Raw genomic sequence first — 14,903 nt, 5'->3', positions numbered from 1 at the left:
CAATAGGGGGCATAATTGAGTAATAGAATAGTTAATATAAGTATAACTCACTTGGCTGGTTTGGCTGGTATGGAAAGTGGTATTAAAGAGGCATTTGGAGTAAAGGACAATAATTATAACGATAAGTTGATTTTTACGGCCATGGTACAGGCTGGCGTAAAAAAAATTCGGTTGGTTGGTGGTGAGCACTCTACAATAGTTAACTCTGAATTTATGAAAGGGAGGTATTTGGCGTACTCTTTTGAAGAGTATTTCAAGATTTTCAAAGAAGTTGAAAACACAATTAAAGACAATGTTATTGTTGATGAAAATGATGATGTGAAAAATGAAATTTGGAACCTAACATGGTTTTTAAGTGAGTTGATATTTGCTTTAAGAACTAAATCATCCATGGTCTCTGTATTGCCTTTCCCAAAGATAGAGGACTACATTGGACTGTTTAGACCTCAGCTTATAAGTTCAATTGGTGTTTTATTGGATAAAATAAGCGTTATTAATTTGAAACTTCCTGTGCCACAAAAAGAAATACTTAGTAGTGATATTAAAAAATTCAATGAGGTTATGAATAGTGATTTGTTTGGGAGTTATTCTATAGCTCACGAGGAGTTAGAGTTATCAGACTCCGATGATTTAAAAATTATCGCAAACATTGAAGATAAGGCATTCTTGCTAAGAAATTACTTTGAAAATTTCATCGACATAAAAAAACTATCTATGTCAATAATTCCAATCACCGTAAAGGTGATTGATGATGTATGTGGAAAAATACCTGGTGCATTGGCAAATGTTTTAGGTAATGCTCTGTCTCAGGCACTAAGTGACACTCGAAGGATCACAATTTATGACTATCGTGATGTACATAAGGAGCTAATGATTAAGCACTATACAGCAATGAGTAAATTAAAAAAATAGAACTCAGTTAGCATCATTTAATGAAGTGACTATATTACTTAAAATAAATAGCTTAATGTTTGTTATTCTACAAAATTAAGCTATTAGAATAAAATTAATTGGAGATAAGCATCTATTACTAAGTTGGGGATGATAATTTAATTGCAGGCATTACTGATCTTTACTATGTCATTTAGATAATTAATATCTGTCAGGGTTACCACACATGTTTTTCCCATAAATGTATATGGATGTGTTACACCTAAATCTAAAGATATGTGTTTGTTATCTAAATTGAATTCAGCTTGAGTTTTTGTATTTACTCTCGTTAATCCTATGAAAAGAGCATTCCGAAAAATAGGATGACTTCCCCCTGTGCTTAGCTCAATGGTTTCCGGAGTAGAGTTTATTTTTTTTATTGTGGACTCAAGCTCTGAGATTTTATTTTTTGTTATCACTAATTCTTTTGATATTTCAATGTTTTTAGCTGTCAGTTCTGTTAAAGTGATTTCGTTGCTATTTAATCTATTTCTTTGATCAATAGTGAGACTCATCTTTTCAGATGCAGTATTAATTTTATTGAGTGTCTCTGATAGTTTCCATTTTTCAGATTTTTCATAGGTCTCGATTTGATGTTTCAAATCATCAAGATAATCTGAACGTATGTACCAAGTTGCCGAGGCTGTAATAGTTACAAGCGCAAAAGCAGCAGCGACGGCCTGTCCGTAGCTTATTGTTCCGTTTAGCATGAAATGTAATCTAATCGAATAAAAATAGTATGTTAATTGAGTTAACACTACAGATCAACCATACCACCTGTACTGTGCAGCCATTTTATCGCCAAGTTCTACGCTGTTCTTCTGTAACGCATTGAATATAAGTAATTTTATCTTTAACTATTCGTATTCGGTCTTTTTTTGTGTTTGATTTATCAGTTAATTTTCTGCAATTAGAAAAATAAGCTGCAACCCCTGCTTTCCCCAGACTCAAATTCCGGTAACAAAACGCGCTGCAGAGGGAAGATCGTTTTTTTGCATGATTGCTACGAGGGGGACGTGAGGTGTTGGGGGGTAACGTGGTGATCTGTCAGCTTAACAGTGCAACAGATACATCAAGCCCTATTGGCTGAAATAGGGCTTGCGCGGGTGGCTAAACTTTCCTGTTAATGGCTCAAAACCATCAGCGGTTTGCAGCTCCCGCCCGGAAGGGATAAGCGGCAAACAGCGCGGCTACCGCTTGTTGAAGCTGCGCCTGGCTGGCAGGTTGCGCGTCTGAGTTGAGCGTGTCGCTGGCGGTTCCGCGCCAGACCAGCTGTTTCTTCTTGCTGTCCACCAGATCCACCGTCAGGGTGCCTTCGGTGTAGGTCCACAGTGTTTGATTGTATCCGCCCCAGCCGGCATAGCCCCAGCGGCCAATCGGCGCGGGGGAGTCATTCACCTGCACTTTGTTTTGTTTCATTGCGCTGCTGTAAACCAACAGGTCTGGGGATGCGCTCAGCTTATAGCCGCGCTGCTCCATCTGTTGCGCTATGGCGCTATGAATATATTTACCCGTCAGCGTTAAGTACTGCCCCTCGGCCTCTGTAGCAAAGCCGTAGGTATGGTATTGGCTAAAATTGGTGCTGTGGTCATAGTCGCTGGTCACCTGCGGCTGGTTAGCGCAGCCCGACAATAAAGCCAAGGAACTTGCGAGCAAAAGGCAAGAAAGCGAACGCATAGAAAACCCCTGTAGGATTATTAGTTTCATAAACTTAGCCCCAGAAGGTGAGCTTGGCAAATCTGGTTGGCAGGAACGGGTTAGGTGGACCGAGGGAACGAAAAACCGTAACGATCTCGCCAGAAAGAGCAGGGTGTGTGTTCCGTAGGGGGCATCAGGCGATTCAGGTCGCGGAGACCCAAACCTGTAGTGACTCGCCGGAGTTTCGGCTCGTTCACTGAAAATTAAGAACATGCTGCTGGCCGCGGTGGCAGTGGCTTTGTTACTATCGGCTCACCTAAAGTCTCAATGGTGCATTACGTTGAAAATCAAAGCGTTGTTATTTATCGCCTTAGTCGGCCTCGCCGGCTGCAGCCAGGAGGGAGCGAAAGTGAGCCAACCCGTGAATAAAGACGGAGATCATACGGAAGTGTTGCTGGTTAACAGCGCGCTGGTAGATTGCATGGGCGTTGCCCCAATGAAATGCATGCAGGTTCGCCACTCTGTACAGGGGCAGTGGGAAATGTTTTACAGCCAGATCGAAGGTTTTACCTTCGAGCCCGGCTACCGCTACCGCCTGAAGGTTAAAGTGACCGAACTGGAAAACGTCCCGGCTGACGCTTCTTCACTGCGCTATACGCTGGTTGAGCAGTTGGAAAAGAACAAGGTCTGATAGCCGTATGCAGGTCAGGGCCGAATGTCCTGACCTGATAACCTCAAAGCGATAACCCAACGTCCGCCGCTACCTGCTCAATCTGATAGCGTGAAGTCCGCGCAAGCGCAGGCTCTTTTTCAACGTAATACGCATACGCAATCACGCCAATCGACAATGCCCAGGCCCGGCCACGCAGCCAGGTGGCTTTATCAGTATCCACGGCGCGTTTAAAATCCTCGCGGTTGTCCTGACTCAATAAATTCCACGCGACAATCAAATCCACCGCCGGATCGCCAATCGCCATACCGCCCCAGTCGATCACCGCCGCTAACTTACCTTCGTTGACCAGCAGGTTGCCCGGCTGGATATCGGTGTGGATCCAGCATGGGGTAGCGCTGTGCTCCTGTATCTGGCTAACGGTTTCCCATACGTGCAGCAGAATGTCCGTATCGAGATAGTCACCACATTGCGCTATCGCGTTGCGGGTGAGGGCGTCTCTGGCGCCAAGCGGGCCGCCACGATAGGAGGTCAGGCTCTTTTGCAGCTCAGGCTCGGTAACAGGGATGGTATGCAGTGCGTGGACAAATTCCCCCAGCTGTTGCGCCAGCCCATGGCTGCCTTCGCCGCAAACCGGCATTTGCCCCTGGATCCAACGGCCTACGCACCAGTTGAAAGGGTAGTCTGCTTGCGGCTGACCTTGCGCCAGCGGAATGGGAACCGGGACCGGCAGATAACGGGCTAGCAACGCCGGGTAACGGTTTTCCCGCTCAAGCGCCGCCGCTGCAGACGGCGTGCGCGGCAGACGAATATAGAGCTCGTCGCCCAGCCGCAGCATCACGTTATCGGTACCGGCAATAGCGACCGGCGCTATCGCCAGCGCCGCCCACTGTGGAAACTGGTCGGTGAGCATGGAAGTCACCAGGTTGAGATCAATATCCACTTCGTCGGCGTGTAATTTGGCGATAAAACTCACGTGCGCACTTCCTTCAAGGCTGAGATTTAACGAGTGAGACTGGTCTGCTCACTGGGCTTGTTGCAAATCTGCCATGCACCCAGCTTAAGTATATTGATAAAATCAGGTATATTGTCCTTCGGTTTTTAGCTACCAAGAAAAAATTACTATGATTATCAAACCTAAAATTCGTGGTTTTATCTGCACTACCGCTCACCCGGCAGGTTGTGAAGCCAATGTCCGTGAGCAAATCGCCTACGTTAAATCACGTGGCGAACTGAAAAACGGGCCGAAAAAAGTGCTGGTGATCGGTGCTTCCACCGGTTACGGCCTGGCGTCACGTATCAATGCCGCCTTCGGCAGCGGTGCGGCCACTATCGGCGTATTTTTTGAAAAGCCGGGCAGCGAAGGCAAAACCGGTTCTGCCGGTTGGTATAACTCTGCCGGTTTTGACAAGGCAGCTAAAGAAGAAGGCCTGTACGCGAAAAGCGTTAACGGCGATGCGTTCTCCAACGAATGCCGCCAAACGGTCATTGACCTGATCAAACAGGATCTGGGCCAGATCGACATGGTGGTTTACTCACTGGCTTCGCCGGTGCGTAAAATGCCGGAAACCGGTGAAGTGGTGCGCTCTGCGCTGAAACCTATCGGCGAACCGTACAAATCCGTGGCGCTCGACACCAATAAAGACGTGCTGGTTGAAGCCGTGGTTGAACCGGCCAACGAGCAGGAAATTGCCGATACCGTCAAAGTGATGGGCGGCCAGGACTGGCAGCTGTGGATGGACGCACTGGAAGAAGCCGGCGTGCTGGCGGACAACGTGCAGGCAGTCGCTTACTCCTACATCGGTACCGATCTGACCTGGCCAATCTACTGGCACGGTACGCTGGGCAAAGCCAAAGAAGACCTGGATCGTGCGGCGCAGGCCATCGATCAGAAACTGAAGGCCAAAGGCGGCGCGGCTTACGTTGCCGTACTGAAGTCGGTAGTGACTCAGGCTTCCTCCGCTATCCCGGTCATGCCACTGTATATCTCTATCGTTTTCAAAATCATGAAAGCGCAGGGGATCCACGAAGGCTGTATCGAGCAGATCCAACGTCTGTTCGCCACCAAGCTGTACAGCGGCACCGCACCGGATACCGATGAGAAGCACCGTCTGCGTCTGGACGACTGGGAACTGCGCGACGACGTGCAGAACACCTGCCGTGAAATCTGGGCACAAATCGACGACAGCAACATCAACGAACTGACCGATTACCTGGGCTACAAGGCCGAGTTCCTGCGTCTGTTCGGTTTTGGTCTGCAAGGCGTTGATTACGAAGCCGACCTCAGCGGTGAAGTTAAGTTTGATGTGATTGAGCTGGTCTAAATCCATCGAGCATTGAGAAAAGGCCGGGTTTCCGGCCTTTTTTACGCCTGTCACCCAGCCGCTCATCAGTCCAGTTGATCGTTGACAGCAATAAATTATCGTTTTACGATAACTTATTGCTGTTTTTAAGGATGAAGTCGTTATGGGCGCTGCGCCACGGATCCACCTTCCGCTTTATGTACGTTGCTTGTGTTTGTTGATCATGACGATGCTGATTGTCAGCACCGGCGTGGAGATGTTTATGATTGTCCAGGGTTGGGTGCAGGGCGAGGCGTTCGACAGTATCGTGGCGTCCTACCGTGACTATTACCCAGAACTGAACGCCTATGCCGTTCCGCAGCAACGCTGGGCTTTAGTGGCCACCCTGTTGTTGGACATGTTCGCCTACGTGCCTTATTACAGCGCATTACTGTGCGGCGCCGGGCTGTTTTACCAGTTCTATCGCGGCAACGTTTGGCACCGCAACAATATGCTGCTGTTACAGATCATCGGTATCCTGCTGATTGTTGATGTGCTTTTCCCCTCGCTGGCCGGGATGTTGCAGGTGATGATACTGACGGCCAATGAAAAAATGCTGCTAATAATTTATTATGGTATCAACAGCGAATCGGTACGCTCGCTGATCGTAGGCTGCGCAATCCTGGTGTTTAGCCGGGTGTTCCTGGAAGCGTTGCGGCTGAATGAAGAACAGCTTTCTTTCGTGTGAGAATAGAGTGGCGATAATAGTAAGTCTTGATGTCATGTTGGCCAAAAGGAAGATGCGTTCGAAGGAACTGGCGGAACAGGTGGGGATCACCGAACAAAATCTGTCCCTGCTGAAGAACGGCAAGGTGAAGGGCGTCAGGCTGGAGACGTTAGATAAAATCTGCCGGATCCTCGACTGCCAGCCTGGCGATCTTCTGGCCTGGCAACCGGATAACCAAGACTAGCGCGGTGGCGTGCTTTGCGCGCCATATCGTCAATATATTGATTAATTATTATCGTCGGTACTGTAAGCCTTTTTATTGTCAATTAAATCATTAGTCACCTTATTTGAAATTAATAAGGTCGTTTTGACGTTGCTCGCGTTTGAAGGGGGTTATTAAACTAAAAAAAGTCATTTTTTATTTACCGTTGCTAATGATAGCGTTTATTTTAAAGGAGGATATATGAAATTTTGCCAAGGGATCCCGGTATTGTTAATCATGCTAAGCGGTTGCAGCAATATTCAACCCGGCTTTTCGTCTTCAAGCCCTGGCTGGGAACAGGCAAAGCCGGCGACACGTGAGCAACGGCAGCGCATCAGCGCGGGAGAGTCAGCCTCTGCGGTACTTAACGAGAGAGGGCCGAGTATCGGTGGAACCATCGATTGGTCAACATTGTGGGATCGCTAATTCACTAAATATATTTATCCTGCGAATTATAAACCCAATGGCACTCATTTAATTAAGGTTTACGGTTTGCCGGGTAATATGTTGTTCTTCTCGCGTTGTTTATTTTAACAGCAATAAGTGCTTTTCATTATTTAATGGGAATGAGCGCCATTATGGGCTTTATTACAGGAGTTTATTGTGGAAAAAGGCATCCCCGTTATTTTCATATGTCTATTGTTGCCCTGGTGCCAGCAGGCTGCCGCCGCGCGTTATGAGCGGGAGCATGAAGGCGTCTCTTCGGTGCTGTTTCGCAAGAAACTCAAAGAGGTGGCTCATGACTTCTGGGACGAGATGGGCAATGAGAAACAGCGACCTCTGATATCGACGCAAAGTGAAGACAATACGCTGGCTCAGCGTAAAGCCTGCAAAGGACAGAGGGGCAAGGCTGCCGCCGTGAGTGAACCGCATCCATCGGCATTGCCGCGCGAAGAACGACCGCTGCTTATCAACGGTTGCTAGCCTCATGCACTAATGGAGTTTTTGCTTTTGAAATTGACCTCTTTAATGGCAGCGGCACTCGCCCTGTTGGCGTCTTCTTGTTGCTATTCGTTTGTTGACAAGCACGCTCAGCGCGCCGGTTTCGAGACGGGGGAAAGCCGCGTGGATTACCGATTACGGTTTAACGGGCTGTTGCAACATCTGTGGTACGTAGAGCAAATACGTTCGGAACAGGCGCGTCTTGCCGTGATACGCCTTGAGCGCAAAACGCTGGAGTCCGCGATGTTGCCGCGTGTATGTCGGGCAACACCTGTGCCGCTGTTTTTAGTCGGTAAGAGCGCCATAGCCAGAAGATAGTTTTGTGAGTCAACAGGTGAATTTAATATCAGGAGTCTATCAGTGAAACGGATTTTTCTTGCCTGCGTGGCGCAGTGGTCTTGCTTCTCATTGCAGGCGTCGGTTGACTGGCAATACCATGCCGCACAGCCGCTGGATAACAAAATCTCTGAGGAGTACCAGCAAAAGCGCAGCGGGTTAAAACATAAAGTATGGAGTGCCGAGGGCGTGGCGTTGGCCAATGAGAAGGCGCTTGAATTGGAACGGCAACGCGCCGCCGCCGAGCAGGCCAACCGGCAGCAGCTTAAAACGCTGTATGGCGAGTACCACTACCCTTGTGGCAAGCGGAAACAAGAATACCGCAAACTGTGCAACCTGCCGCGCGGGATGACGGATTTTCCCGGGCACAAACGCCACCCTTAGTTCCCTGGCAACTGGCTTGGCATCTGCGCCAGCAGGATGTCGATCGCCGCCCGCGTTTTGGCCGGTAAATAACGGCTGTGAGGCCAGACGGCGTGGATTTCACTGGGCAGCAGGCGAATTTGGCTGAGTACCGGCACCGGTTCACCGCTGCGCAGGTAACGGGCCGACAGCCAGTTGGGGAGCCACATCAGGCCGGTCACGGCGCTGTCGCATAGTGAGTTGTTGGCCCGTACCGTCCCGGCAGCCGAGTTGCTGGTGTTGCCGGTGGTGCATCTGTCCAACGTGGAGCGCCAAGAGGATTTTGTCGCCGTGCTGCGCACCTTTCTGCAAAGGTAGTGAGATTAAAAGAGTGGCCCCTGGACGCAATGATGCGTGATGAGCCCCCAGGAGGCATCGTCTAGCGGCAATACTCTTTCAGCATGGCGACCGCGTCCGGCTTTAATTGGTAAAGATAGACCGGTCTGCCGGTGGTGCCGTACAGGATGCGGGTGCCCAGAACGCCACTTTCCGCCAGATAGATAAGGTATTTACGGCAGGATACGCGCGAAATGCCGATAGCGTTGGCCAGGTTGTCGGTCGAAAACTCCCCATCGTGCTGCTGTTCGATCCATTCGCATACCGTACTCAGCGTAATGCTGGTTAACCCTTTCGGCAGTTTCTTGCCTTCGCTGCTGTTGGGCTGACGCCGCAGCAGGCTGTCGACATCGGCCTGTGAGAATTCGCGCTGTGCCAGGATCTGCGACTGCTGCTGGTAGTTGCTCAGCGCCTCTTTGAAACGGCCGAACTGGAAGGGTTTAATCAGATAATCCACCACGCCGTAGTGCAAGGCGCGTTGCACCGTGTCCACGTCGCTGGCGGAGGAAATGATAATGACGTCGGTTTTTTCACCCAGCTCGCGCAGGCCAGGCAGCAGATCCAGGCCATTCTCCTGCTGCATATAGATATCGAGCAGGACCAGATCGATACTGACATCGGTATCGGCCAGCAACTCGCGTGCCTGCGCCAGCGTAGCGACGGTGGCCTGACAGTGAAAGCCGCTTACCTGGCTGAGGTAGTATTTGTTCAACTCCGCTACCATCGGGTCGTCATCAATAATCAATACGTTAATCATGGTCAGCCCTTGGCCTGATAGGGAATATGGACAAAGAACTGGGTCAGTACACCCGGTTCAGATTCAAAATCAATGCTGCCGCCCAGTTTTTCCAGGCTGCTGCGGATCAACGCCAGGCCGATACCGCGTCCCGGCCCTTTGGTGGACACACCCTGCTCAAAGATACGGGCGCCGAGAGCCGGATCGATGCCGGGGCCGTCGTCGCTGATTATACAGTGTAAGTGATTCTCATTGTGATGAAAGCTCAGGTGGATCTCGTGTCCCTCAACGCCGTCGATGGCGTCAATGGCGTTTTCAATCAGGTTGCCCAGCACGCTGATCAGCACGTGGGTGGTTTCCGCGTCGTCGGTTTCCGGCAGAAGGCTGGTCTCATCGATGGTCAGCTCAATGCCGGCCTCATGGGCGCGGCTGATTTTGCCGATAAAGAAGCCGGCGACCTCTGGCGACTGTATTTTGCGTAGCAGCGCGCCGATCTCTTCCTGGTAGTTACTGGCGGTGTTGATGATGTAGTTTTCCAACTGCTGGTAAGCCTTCATATGCAGCATGCCGAGGATCACGTGCAGTTTGTTCATAAACTCGTGCGACTGTACGCGCAATGCGTCGGCGTAGTGGGCCATACCGCTCAGGCGCTGCACCAACTGGCTGATTTCGGTTTTATCGCGGAAGGTGGCGATGGCGCCAATCACCTGGCCCTTGACGATCACCGGCACGGTATTGGTCAAAAGCTCGCTGCCGTTAAAACTGATCTGCTGGTCGCGCAGCGGTTTGCCGCTGGCCAAAACCTCCGCCAGATGCAGTTGGGCCGGCCAGTACTTACTGGCGGACTCCAGCAGCAGATTTTCGAAGGGGCCACTTTGGCGCAGCAGGCGTTTCGCCTCGTCGTTAACAATGGTGATACGTGACTGGTTATCGACCGCGATGACGCCTTCTTTAATCGACTGCAGCATGGCGTTGCGCTGTTCAAACAGGTTAGAGATTTCGTAGGGTTCAAAACCGAGCATGATGCGCTTAAGCGCTTTCACCAGGAAGAAGATACCCAGCGTGCCGACCAGCGCGGCGAACGCGAGGGTTAAATAGATAATCCAGCGGCTTTCGGCCACCACCCGGTGGACGGTATCGAGAGCGATGCCCAGCGCCACTACCCCTATCTGTCGGCGCTCGCTGTCGTAGACCGGTGCAAAGACACGCAGTGAAGGCGCCAGCGCGCCACGGTTGATGGCGCTGTTGGTTTTCCCGTGCAGGGCCGGTTCTAAATCGTCGCCGATAAAATGCTTGCCGATCAGCCAGGGTTTAGGGTGCGAGTAGCGGATGCCTTTCATGTCCACCACGGTGACGAACAGCAGCTCGTTTTGATGTCTCACCTGCTCGGCGAAGCGCTGGATCGCGCCACTGTGATCTTCCCGCTGCAGGCCGTCAACGACGTTACTGGAAAGCGCCACCGTTTCGGCAATTGCCATCGCCTTTTGGCGCTGCTGATCTTGCCCCTCGTGACTCATCTGCACAAAAAACAGCGCGTACACCACCAGCAGCACCGAAGCAATAATGGCAGACACCATCAGCGTGAGGGTGGTGCTGAGTTTCAGCGGTATCCGTTGTTTGGGCATGGCGGTTCTCCGAATGGGCGTATCAGGATTTTAGCGGGGAATGGGGCGCGGGGCAGCGACCGGCAGCAGGTTATAACATGCTGCCGCCGGGGGAGGGATTATTTTAATTACAAAAGCCGGGATCAGGGTTGATGATAGATTTCCAGCCCTTGTTGGCCGCTGGCCCCCTGATGGATGATCGCCATCAGCGCGCGCACCACTTTTGACGGATTATCGTGTTGGTACACATTGCGGCCGTACACCATGCCGGATGCGCCCTGTGCCATCAGCGCCGCAGATTTCTCCAGCACCGCGCCCAGTTCACCTTTACCGCCGCCGCGGACCAGCGTTGGGCAACGCGCCGCTTCAACGACGCGGTGGAAGTCTTCCACCCGTTCGGTAGGGTCGGCTTTGATGATGTCGGCGCCCAGCTCACGCGCCAAGCGCACCAGCGGCACCATTTTTTCGACGTCACCCAATGAGCCGTAAGCCGACCCTTGACCGGCCGGCGCCATAACCAGCGGTTCGACCATCAGCGGCATGCCATAGCGATCGCAGGCATGGCGCAGGCGGCCGATGTTTTCCACGCACTGGCGGAAAATGCCCGGTTCATCGGGGATCAGGTACAGATTCACCACCACGGCCGCGGCATCCATCTGCAGCGCGGCGAGGATCGGCGCTTCCGGATTATGCAACACCGCCCACATTTCACGATGACGCGCGGCGTTATAAGCGTTGCCGACGTCGGTACGCATCACCAGGGCCGGTTTATCGCGTTGCGTCGAGCATTGCAGCAAATCCGCCTGGCCGTAGTTCACCTGAATGGCGTCGGGGCGGGCGACGATCAGGCTATTCATGACCCGTTCAATATCTTCCAGACCGATTAAAAAATCCGGTTCATTGGCAATGCCGTGATCAATCGCCACGTCGAGGCACTTGCCGTTATTGAATAGCCGGTTCATCCGTACCTTACTGCTGAGCTGCATGTCAGATCCTCCTGAAAACACATGTCCATTCAGTATTGTCGAGTAAACCGCGGGATGAAACCGTGGATCCACAAACTGCGCGCTCGCTCGCATATTTACTGAGAGAACCCCTCGCGTTTTTTCATCACGGCAGATCGTTTCTCGTCGCTGAACGCACTAAAGGAACGCGTACGCTGATGGCTTTTGCGTCATTTGTTAGATCCGTGTCATGTTTTTGTTACTTGGTTATTCCAAAACGCATGTTTCGCTTGTTTGGGTTAAAAAGTTTCAATAATCTCAATTTTGAAATAAACATTTGAAAGTTACGATATGACGTAACGAGTTAGGCAAGGGTTTTATTTCAATTTATTGTTTTTAATCTATTTTGAGACATTGATCAAAATTTCACACACTGCCAGAAGACGGAAGAAAAGCGGTAAATCTGCCGTATCAAAGGGATGTCACCGACCGGATTGTTGTTTGAATGTAAAAAATATTTTTCATTAGCTGTCAAATCAACAGGCCTCTTCACTCTAACGATTAAAGGGTACAGAACATGAAGCTGAAGAAACTGATCGTCACCTCGGTATTGATGTGCATGCTGCCGGCCAGCGTATTGGCAAAAGACATCAAAATCGGCGTTTCAATGGCTTATTTCGATGACAATTTCCTCACCATCCTACGCCAGTCCATGCAGAGCAAAATGAAACAGGACGGCAACGTCAGCGGGCAATTTGAAGATGCCAAAGGGGACATCGCTCAGCAGATCCAACAGATTGAGAACTTCGTCAGCCAGGGCGTCGACGCCATTATCCTCAACCCGGTCGATACCCAGGGCGTGAAGCCGATGATCAAACTGGCGGAAAGCGCCAAGATCCCGCTGGTGTTCGTTAACCGCCGTCCGGAAGTGACGCTGCCTGCGGGCATGGCCTACGTAGGCTCAGATTCCAAACTGGCCGGTAAGCTGCAGATGGAAGAGTTGGCCAAGCTGATGAACGGCAAGGGCAACGTGATGATCCTGATGGGCGAACTGTCCAATGAAGCGACCCGCGACCGCACCCGCGGTGTGGAAGAGGTGGCGGCCAAGTATCCCGGCATCAAAATTCTCGACAAGCAAACCGCCAAGTGGGGCCGTAAAGAAGCCGTCGACATTACCACCGACTGGGTGCTGACCGGTCAGCAGATTGATGCCATCGCCTCCAACAATGACGAAATGGCCATTGGTGCGATCCTGGCGCTGAAACAGGCGAAGAAGAGCGGCGTGCTGGTGGCCGGCGTGGATGGGACTCCGGACGCGCTGGAATTCATCAAGAAGGGCGATCTGGCATTGAGCGTATTCCAGGATGCTAAAGGTCAGGGCGAAGGCGCGGTGCAAACTGCCATTCAGCTGGTTAAAGGCGAGAAGGTGGAAAGCAACGTCCTGATCCCTTATCAGCTGATCACCAAGGCCAATTATCAGGAATTTGCCGACAAGAACAGAAAATAAGCGTTAAAGCAGCGCGGTTATATCCATTGCCGTATTTATCCGACACTCGACGGTAAATACGGCAGGGATGCATTGACGAACGGCGGAGGTTATCAGTATGTATCCTTATGTTCTTGAGGCTGAAGGCATCAGTAAGCAGTTTCCCGGCGTGAAGGCGCTGGATAAGGTCTCAATTAAAATCAAACCAGGCAGCGTGCACGCTTTAATGGGCGAAAACGGCGCGGGAAAATCCACGCTGATGAAATGTTTAATCGGTATTTATCACCCCGATGAAGGCACCATTAAAATAAAAGGCCAACCGGTGACCTTCAGCGACACGTTGCAGGCGCTGCATTCGGGCATTTCCATGATTCACCAGGAACTCAACCTGGTGCCTTATATGACGGTGGCGGAAAATATCTGGCTGGGGCGTGAGCCGGCGAAGCTGGGCTTCGTAAATCATGACCAACTGAACAAGAAAACCCGCGAGCTGCTGGCGCGGCTGAACATCAAACTCAAGCCGGAAACGCTGGTGGGTGAACTGAGTATCGCCAGCCAACAAATGGTGGAGATCGCCAAGGCGGTGTCCTACAACGCGGACGTCCTGATCATGGACGAACCCACCTCGGCCCTGACCGAAGGCGAGGTGGTGCATCTGTTTGCCATCATTCGTGAGCTGCGTGAGCAGGGCAAAGGCATTATCTACATCAGCCACAAGATGGACGAGATTTTTGCCATCACCGACGAGGTGAGCATCTTCCGCGACGGCACCTTTATTGCCAGCGATAAAACCGAAAACCTGACCAAACAGTCGCTGATCACCATGATGGTAGGGCGCGAACTGACCCAGATGTTCCCTAAATTCAACAACAATATCGGCGAGGAAGTGCTGCGGGTCGAAGGACTGCGGCGTTCGGACTGGTTCCACGATGTCTCGTTCAGCGTGAAACGCGGCGAGATCCTCGGCGTCGCCGGGCTGGTGGGGGCCGGCCGCAGCGAAGTAATGGAAAGCCTGTTCGGCATGCACCCGGCGGACGGTGGCAGCATCTTTATCGAAGGCAAAGCGGCAAAGGTCGATTCGCCCTCAAAAGCTATTGAACTCGGCCTGGCGTTTCTCACCGAAGATCGCAAAAAATCCGGGCTGTTTTTGGTGCTGTCGGTGGTTGAGAACATGAGCATCGTCAACCTGTCGGAGTACATCGGCAAGAACGGGTTTGTCAGCCATGTGCAAATGGCCAAAGACTGCATGGAGCAGATCAAAAAGCTCAACATCAAAACCCCGACCATGGACCAAATCATCAATAACCTCAGCGGCGGTAATCAGCAGAAGGTGCTTATTGCTCGCTGGCTGCTGGCCCAGCCCAAAATATTGATCCTCGATGAGCCAACGCGTGGCATCGACGTCGGGGCCAAGGCGGAGATCTATCGCCTGATCAGCGAGCTGGCGAACCGCGGCGTCGCCATTATTTTGGTGTCATCGGAATTACCGGAAATTCTCGGCATGAGCGACCGGGTGATGGTGATGCACGGCGGCCGTATTACCGGCATTTTGGATAAAGAAGAAGCGGATCAGGAAAAAATCCTGGCGCTGGCCTCTGAATAACGCAA

The 14,903-nt window shown here is 51.3% G+C and carries 18 protein-coding genes; 11 read left to right on the top strand and 7 right to left on the bottom strand.

The window, feature by feature from the left end; translation table 11 throughout:
* Window positions 1-15 precede the first annotated feature (15 nt).
* The gene (locus AC1RKC_RS03885) at window positions 16-912 is read left to right on the top strand and encodes a hypothetical protein (RefSeq protein ID WP_493092098.1); all 897 of its coding nucleotides are present in this window, start codon (window positions 16-18) and stop codon (window positions 910-912) included.
* 137 nt (window positions 913-1,049) lie between these two features.
* Here the strand turns inward: AC1RKC_RS03885 and AC1RKC_RS03880 are convergent, their stop codons facing one another.
* Both AC1RKC_RS03880 and AC1RKC_RS03875 read right to left on the bottom strand, forming a co-directional pair.
* The gene (locus AC1RKC_RS03880) at window positions 1,050-1,640 is read right to left on the bottom strand and encodes a hypothetical protein (RefSeq protein ID WP_493092099.1); all 591 of its coding nucleotides are present in this window, start codon (window positions 1,638-1,640) and stop codon (window positions 1,050-1,052) included.
* A 430-nt stretch (window positions 1,641-2,070) separates the two neighbouring features.
* Complete coding sequence (locus AC1RKC_RS03875) at window positions 2,071-2,607, bottom strand: DUF4136 domain-containing protein (RefSeq protein WP_046373856.1); 537 nt, start codon at window positions 2,605-2,607, stop codon at window positions 2,071-2,073.
* A 301-nt stretch (window positions 2,608-2,908) separates the two neighbouring features.
* Here AC1RKC_RS03875 and AC1RKC_RS03870 point away from each other — a divergent pair, with 301 nt between their 5' ends.
* Window positions 2,909-3,259: a DUF4377 domain-containing protein gene (locus AC1RKC_RS03870; protein ID WP_041415315.1), complete on the top strand. Its 351-nt coding sequence runs from the start codon at window positions 2,909-2,911 to the stop codon at window positions 3,257-3,259.
* Between the two features lie 43 nt (window positions 3,260-3,302).
* Here AC1RKC_RS03870 and AC1RKC_RS03865 read toward each other — a convergent pair whose 3' ends face one another.
* A complete protein-coding gene (locus AC1RKC_RS03865) occupies window positions 3,303-4,214 on the bottom strand; it encodes an aminoglycoside phosphotransferase family protein (protein ID WP_020826386.1) in 912 nt (303 codons plus the stop codon).
* A 148-nt stretch (window positions 4,215-4,362) separates the two neighbouring features.
* On the opposite strand from AC1RKC_RS03865, the gene fabV reads away from it, so the two are divergent.
* The 7 genes from fabV to AC1RKC_RS03830 all read left to right on the top strand — a co-directional run bounded on the left by fabV (window position 4,363) and on the right by AC1RKC_RS03830 (window position 8,171).
* Window positions 4,363-5,562 carry an enoyl-ACP reductase FabV gene (fabV, locus tag AC1RKC_RS03860; protein WP_020826387.1) on the top strand — a complete coding sequence of 400 codons (1,200 nt, stop codon included), beginning with the start codon at window positions 4,363-4,365 and terminating at the stop codon, window positions 5,560-5,562.
* A 142-nt stretch (window positions 5,563-5,704) separates the two neighbouring features.
* A complete protein-coding gene (locus AC1RKC_RS03855) occupies window positions 5,705-6,268 on the top strand; it encodes a DUF2975 domain-containing protein (protein ID WP_046373855.1) in 564 nt (187 codons plus the stop codon).
* A 7-nt stretch (window positions 6,269-6,275) separates the two neighbouring features.
* Window positions 6,276-6,491 (top strand): helix-turn-helix domain-containing protein, encoded by a 216-nt coding sequence (locus AC1RKC_RS03850; RefSeq protein ID WP_041415317.1) that lies wholly within the window; start codon window positions 6,276-6,278, stop codon window positions 6,489-6,491.
* Window positions 6,492-6,710: 219 nt separating this feature from the next.
* Entirely contained in the window at window positions 6,711-6,935 is a 225-nt protein-coding gene (locus tag AC1RKC_RS03845; RefSeq protein WP_174574075.1) for a hypothetical protein, read from the top strand.
* Between the two features lie 177 nt (window positions 6,936-7,112).
* A complete protein-coding gene (locus tag AC1RKC_RS03840; RefSeq protein ID WP_046373854.1) occupies window positions 7,113-7,433 on the top strand; it encodes a hypothetical protein in 321 nt (106 codons plus the stop codon).
* A gap of 27 nt (window positions 7,434-7,460) precedes the next feature.
* Complete coding sequence (locus AC1RKC_RS03835; RefSeq protein WP_261286345.1) at window positions 7,461-7,769, top strand: hypothetical protein; 309 nt, start codon at window positions 7,461-7,463, stop codon at window positions 7,767-7,769.
* A gap of 42 nt (window positions 7,770-7,811) precedes the next feature.
* A complete protein-coding gene (locus AC1RKC_RS03830) occupies window positions 7,812-8,171 on the top strand; it encodes a hypothetical protein (RefSeq protein WP_116690731.1) in 360 nt (119 codons plus the stop codon).
* On the opposite strand, the gene AC1RKC_RS03825 is transcribed toward AC1RKC_RS03830, so the two are convergent.
* The 4 genes from AC1RKC_RS03825 to AC1RKC_RS03810 all read right to left on the bottom strand — a co-directional run bounded on the left by AC1RKC_RS03825 (window position 8,168) and on the right by AC1RKC_RS03810 (window position 11,851).
* The gene (locus AC1RKC_RS03825; RefSeq protein ID WP_493092102.1) at window positions 8,168-8,452 is read right to left on the bottom strand and encodes a LysR substrate-binding domain-containing protein; all 285 of its coding nucleotides are present in this window, start codon (window positions 8,450-8,452) and stop codon (window positions 8,168-8,170) included. The genes AC1RKC_RS03830 and AC1RKC_RS03825 overlap by 4 nt on opposite strands.
* A 116-nt stretch (window positions 8,453-8,568) precedes the next feature.
* Window positions 8,569-9,282, bottom strand: coding sequence for a two-component system response regulator DcuR (dcuR, locus tag AC1RKC_RS03820; RefSeq protein ID WP_493092104.1), 714 nt, complete (start codon window positions 9,280-9,282; stop codon window positions 8,569-8,571).
* A 2-nt stretch (window positions 9,283-9,284) separates the two neighbouring features.
* Window positions 9,285-10,886, bottom strand: coding sequence for a sensor histidine kinase (locus AC1RKC_RS03815; RefSeq protein ID WP_493092106.1), 1,602 nt, complete (start codon window positions 10,884-10,886; stop codon window positions 9,285-9,287).
* 122 nt (window positions 10,887-11,008) lie between these two features.
* Complete coding sequence (locus AC1RKC_RS03810) at window positions 11,009-11,851, bottom strand: class I fructose-bisphosphate aldolase (RefSeq protein WP_048760595.1); 843 nt, start codon at window positions 11,849-11,851, stop codon at window positions 11,009-11,011.
* A gap of 535 nt (window positions 11,852-12,386) precedes the next feature.
* On the opposite strand from AC1RKC_RS03810, the gene AC1RKC_RS03805 reads away from it, so the two are divergent.
* A complete protein-coding gene (locus tag AC1RKC_RS03805) occupies window positions 12,387-13,316 on the top strand; it encodes a sugar ABC transporter substrate-binding protein (RefSeq protein ID WP_020826397.1) in 930 nt (309 codons plus the stop codon).
* 97 nt (window positions 13,317-13,413) lie between these two features.
* Window positions 13,414-14,898, top strand: a complete 1,485-nt coding sequence (locus AC1RKC_RS03800) for a sugar ABC transporter ATP-binding protein (protein ID WP_020826398.1) — start codon at window positions 13,414-13,416, stop codon at window positions 14,896-14,898.
* Window positions 14,899-14,903 lie beyond the last annotated feature (5 nt).

The organism is Serratia sp. GW822-FHT06E05 (assembly GCF_058799445.1).
This window is presented reverse-complemented; position numbering and strand designations above follow the sequence as displayed.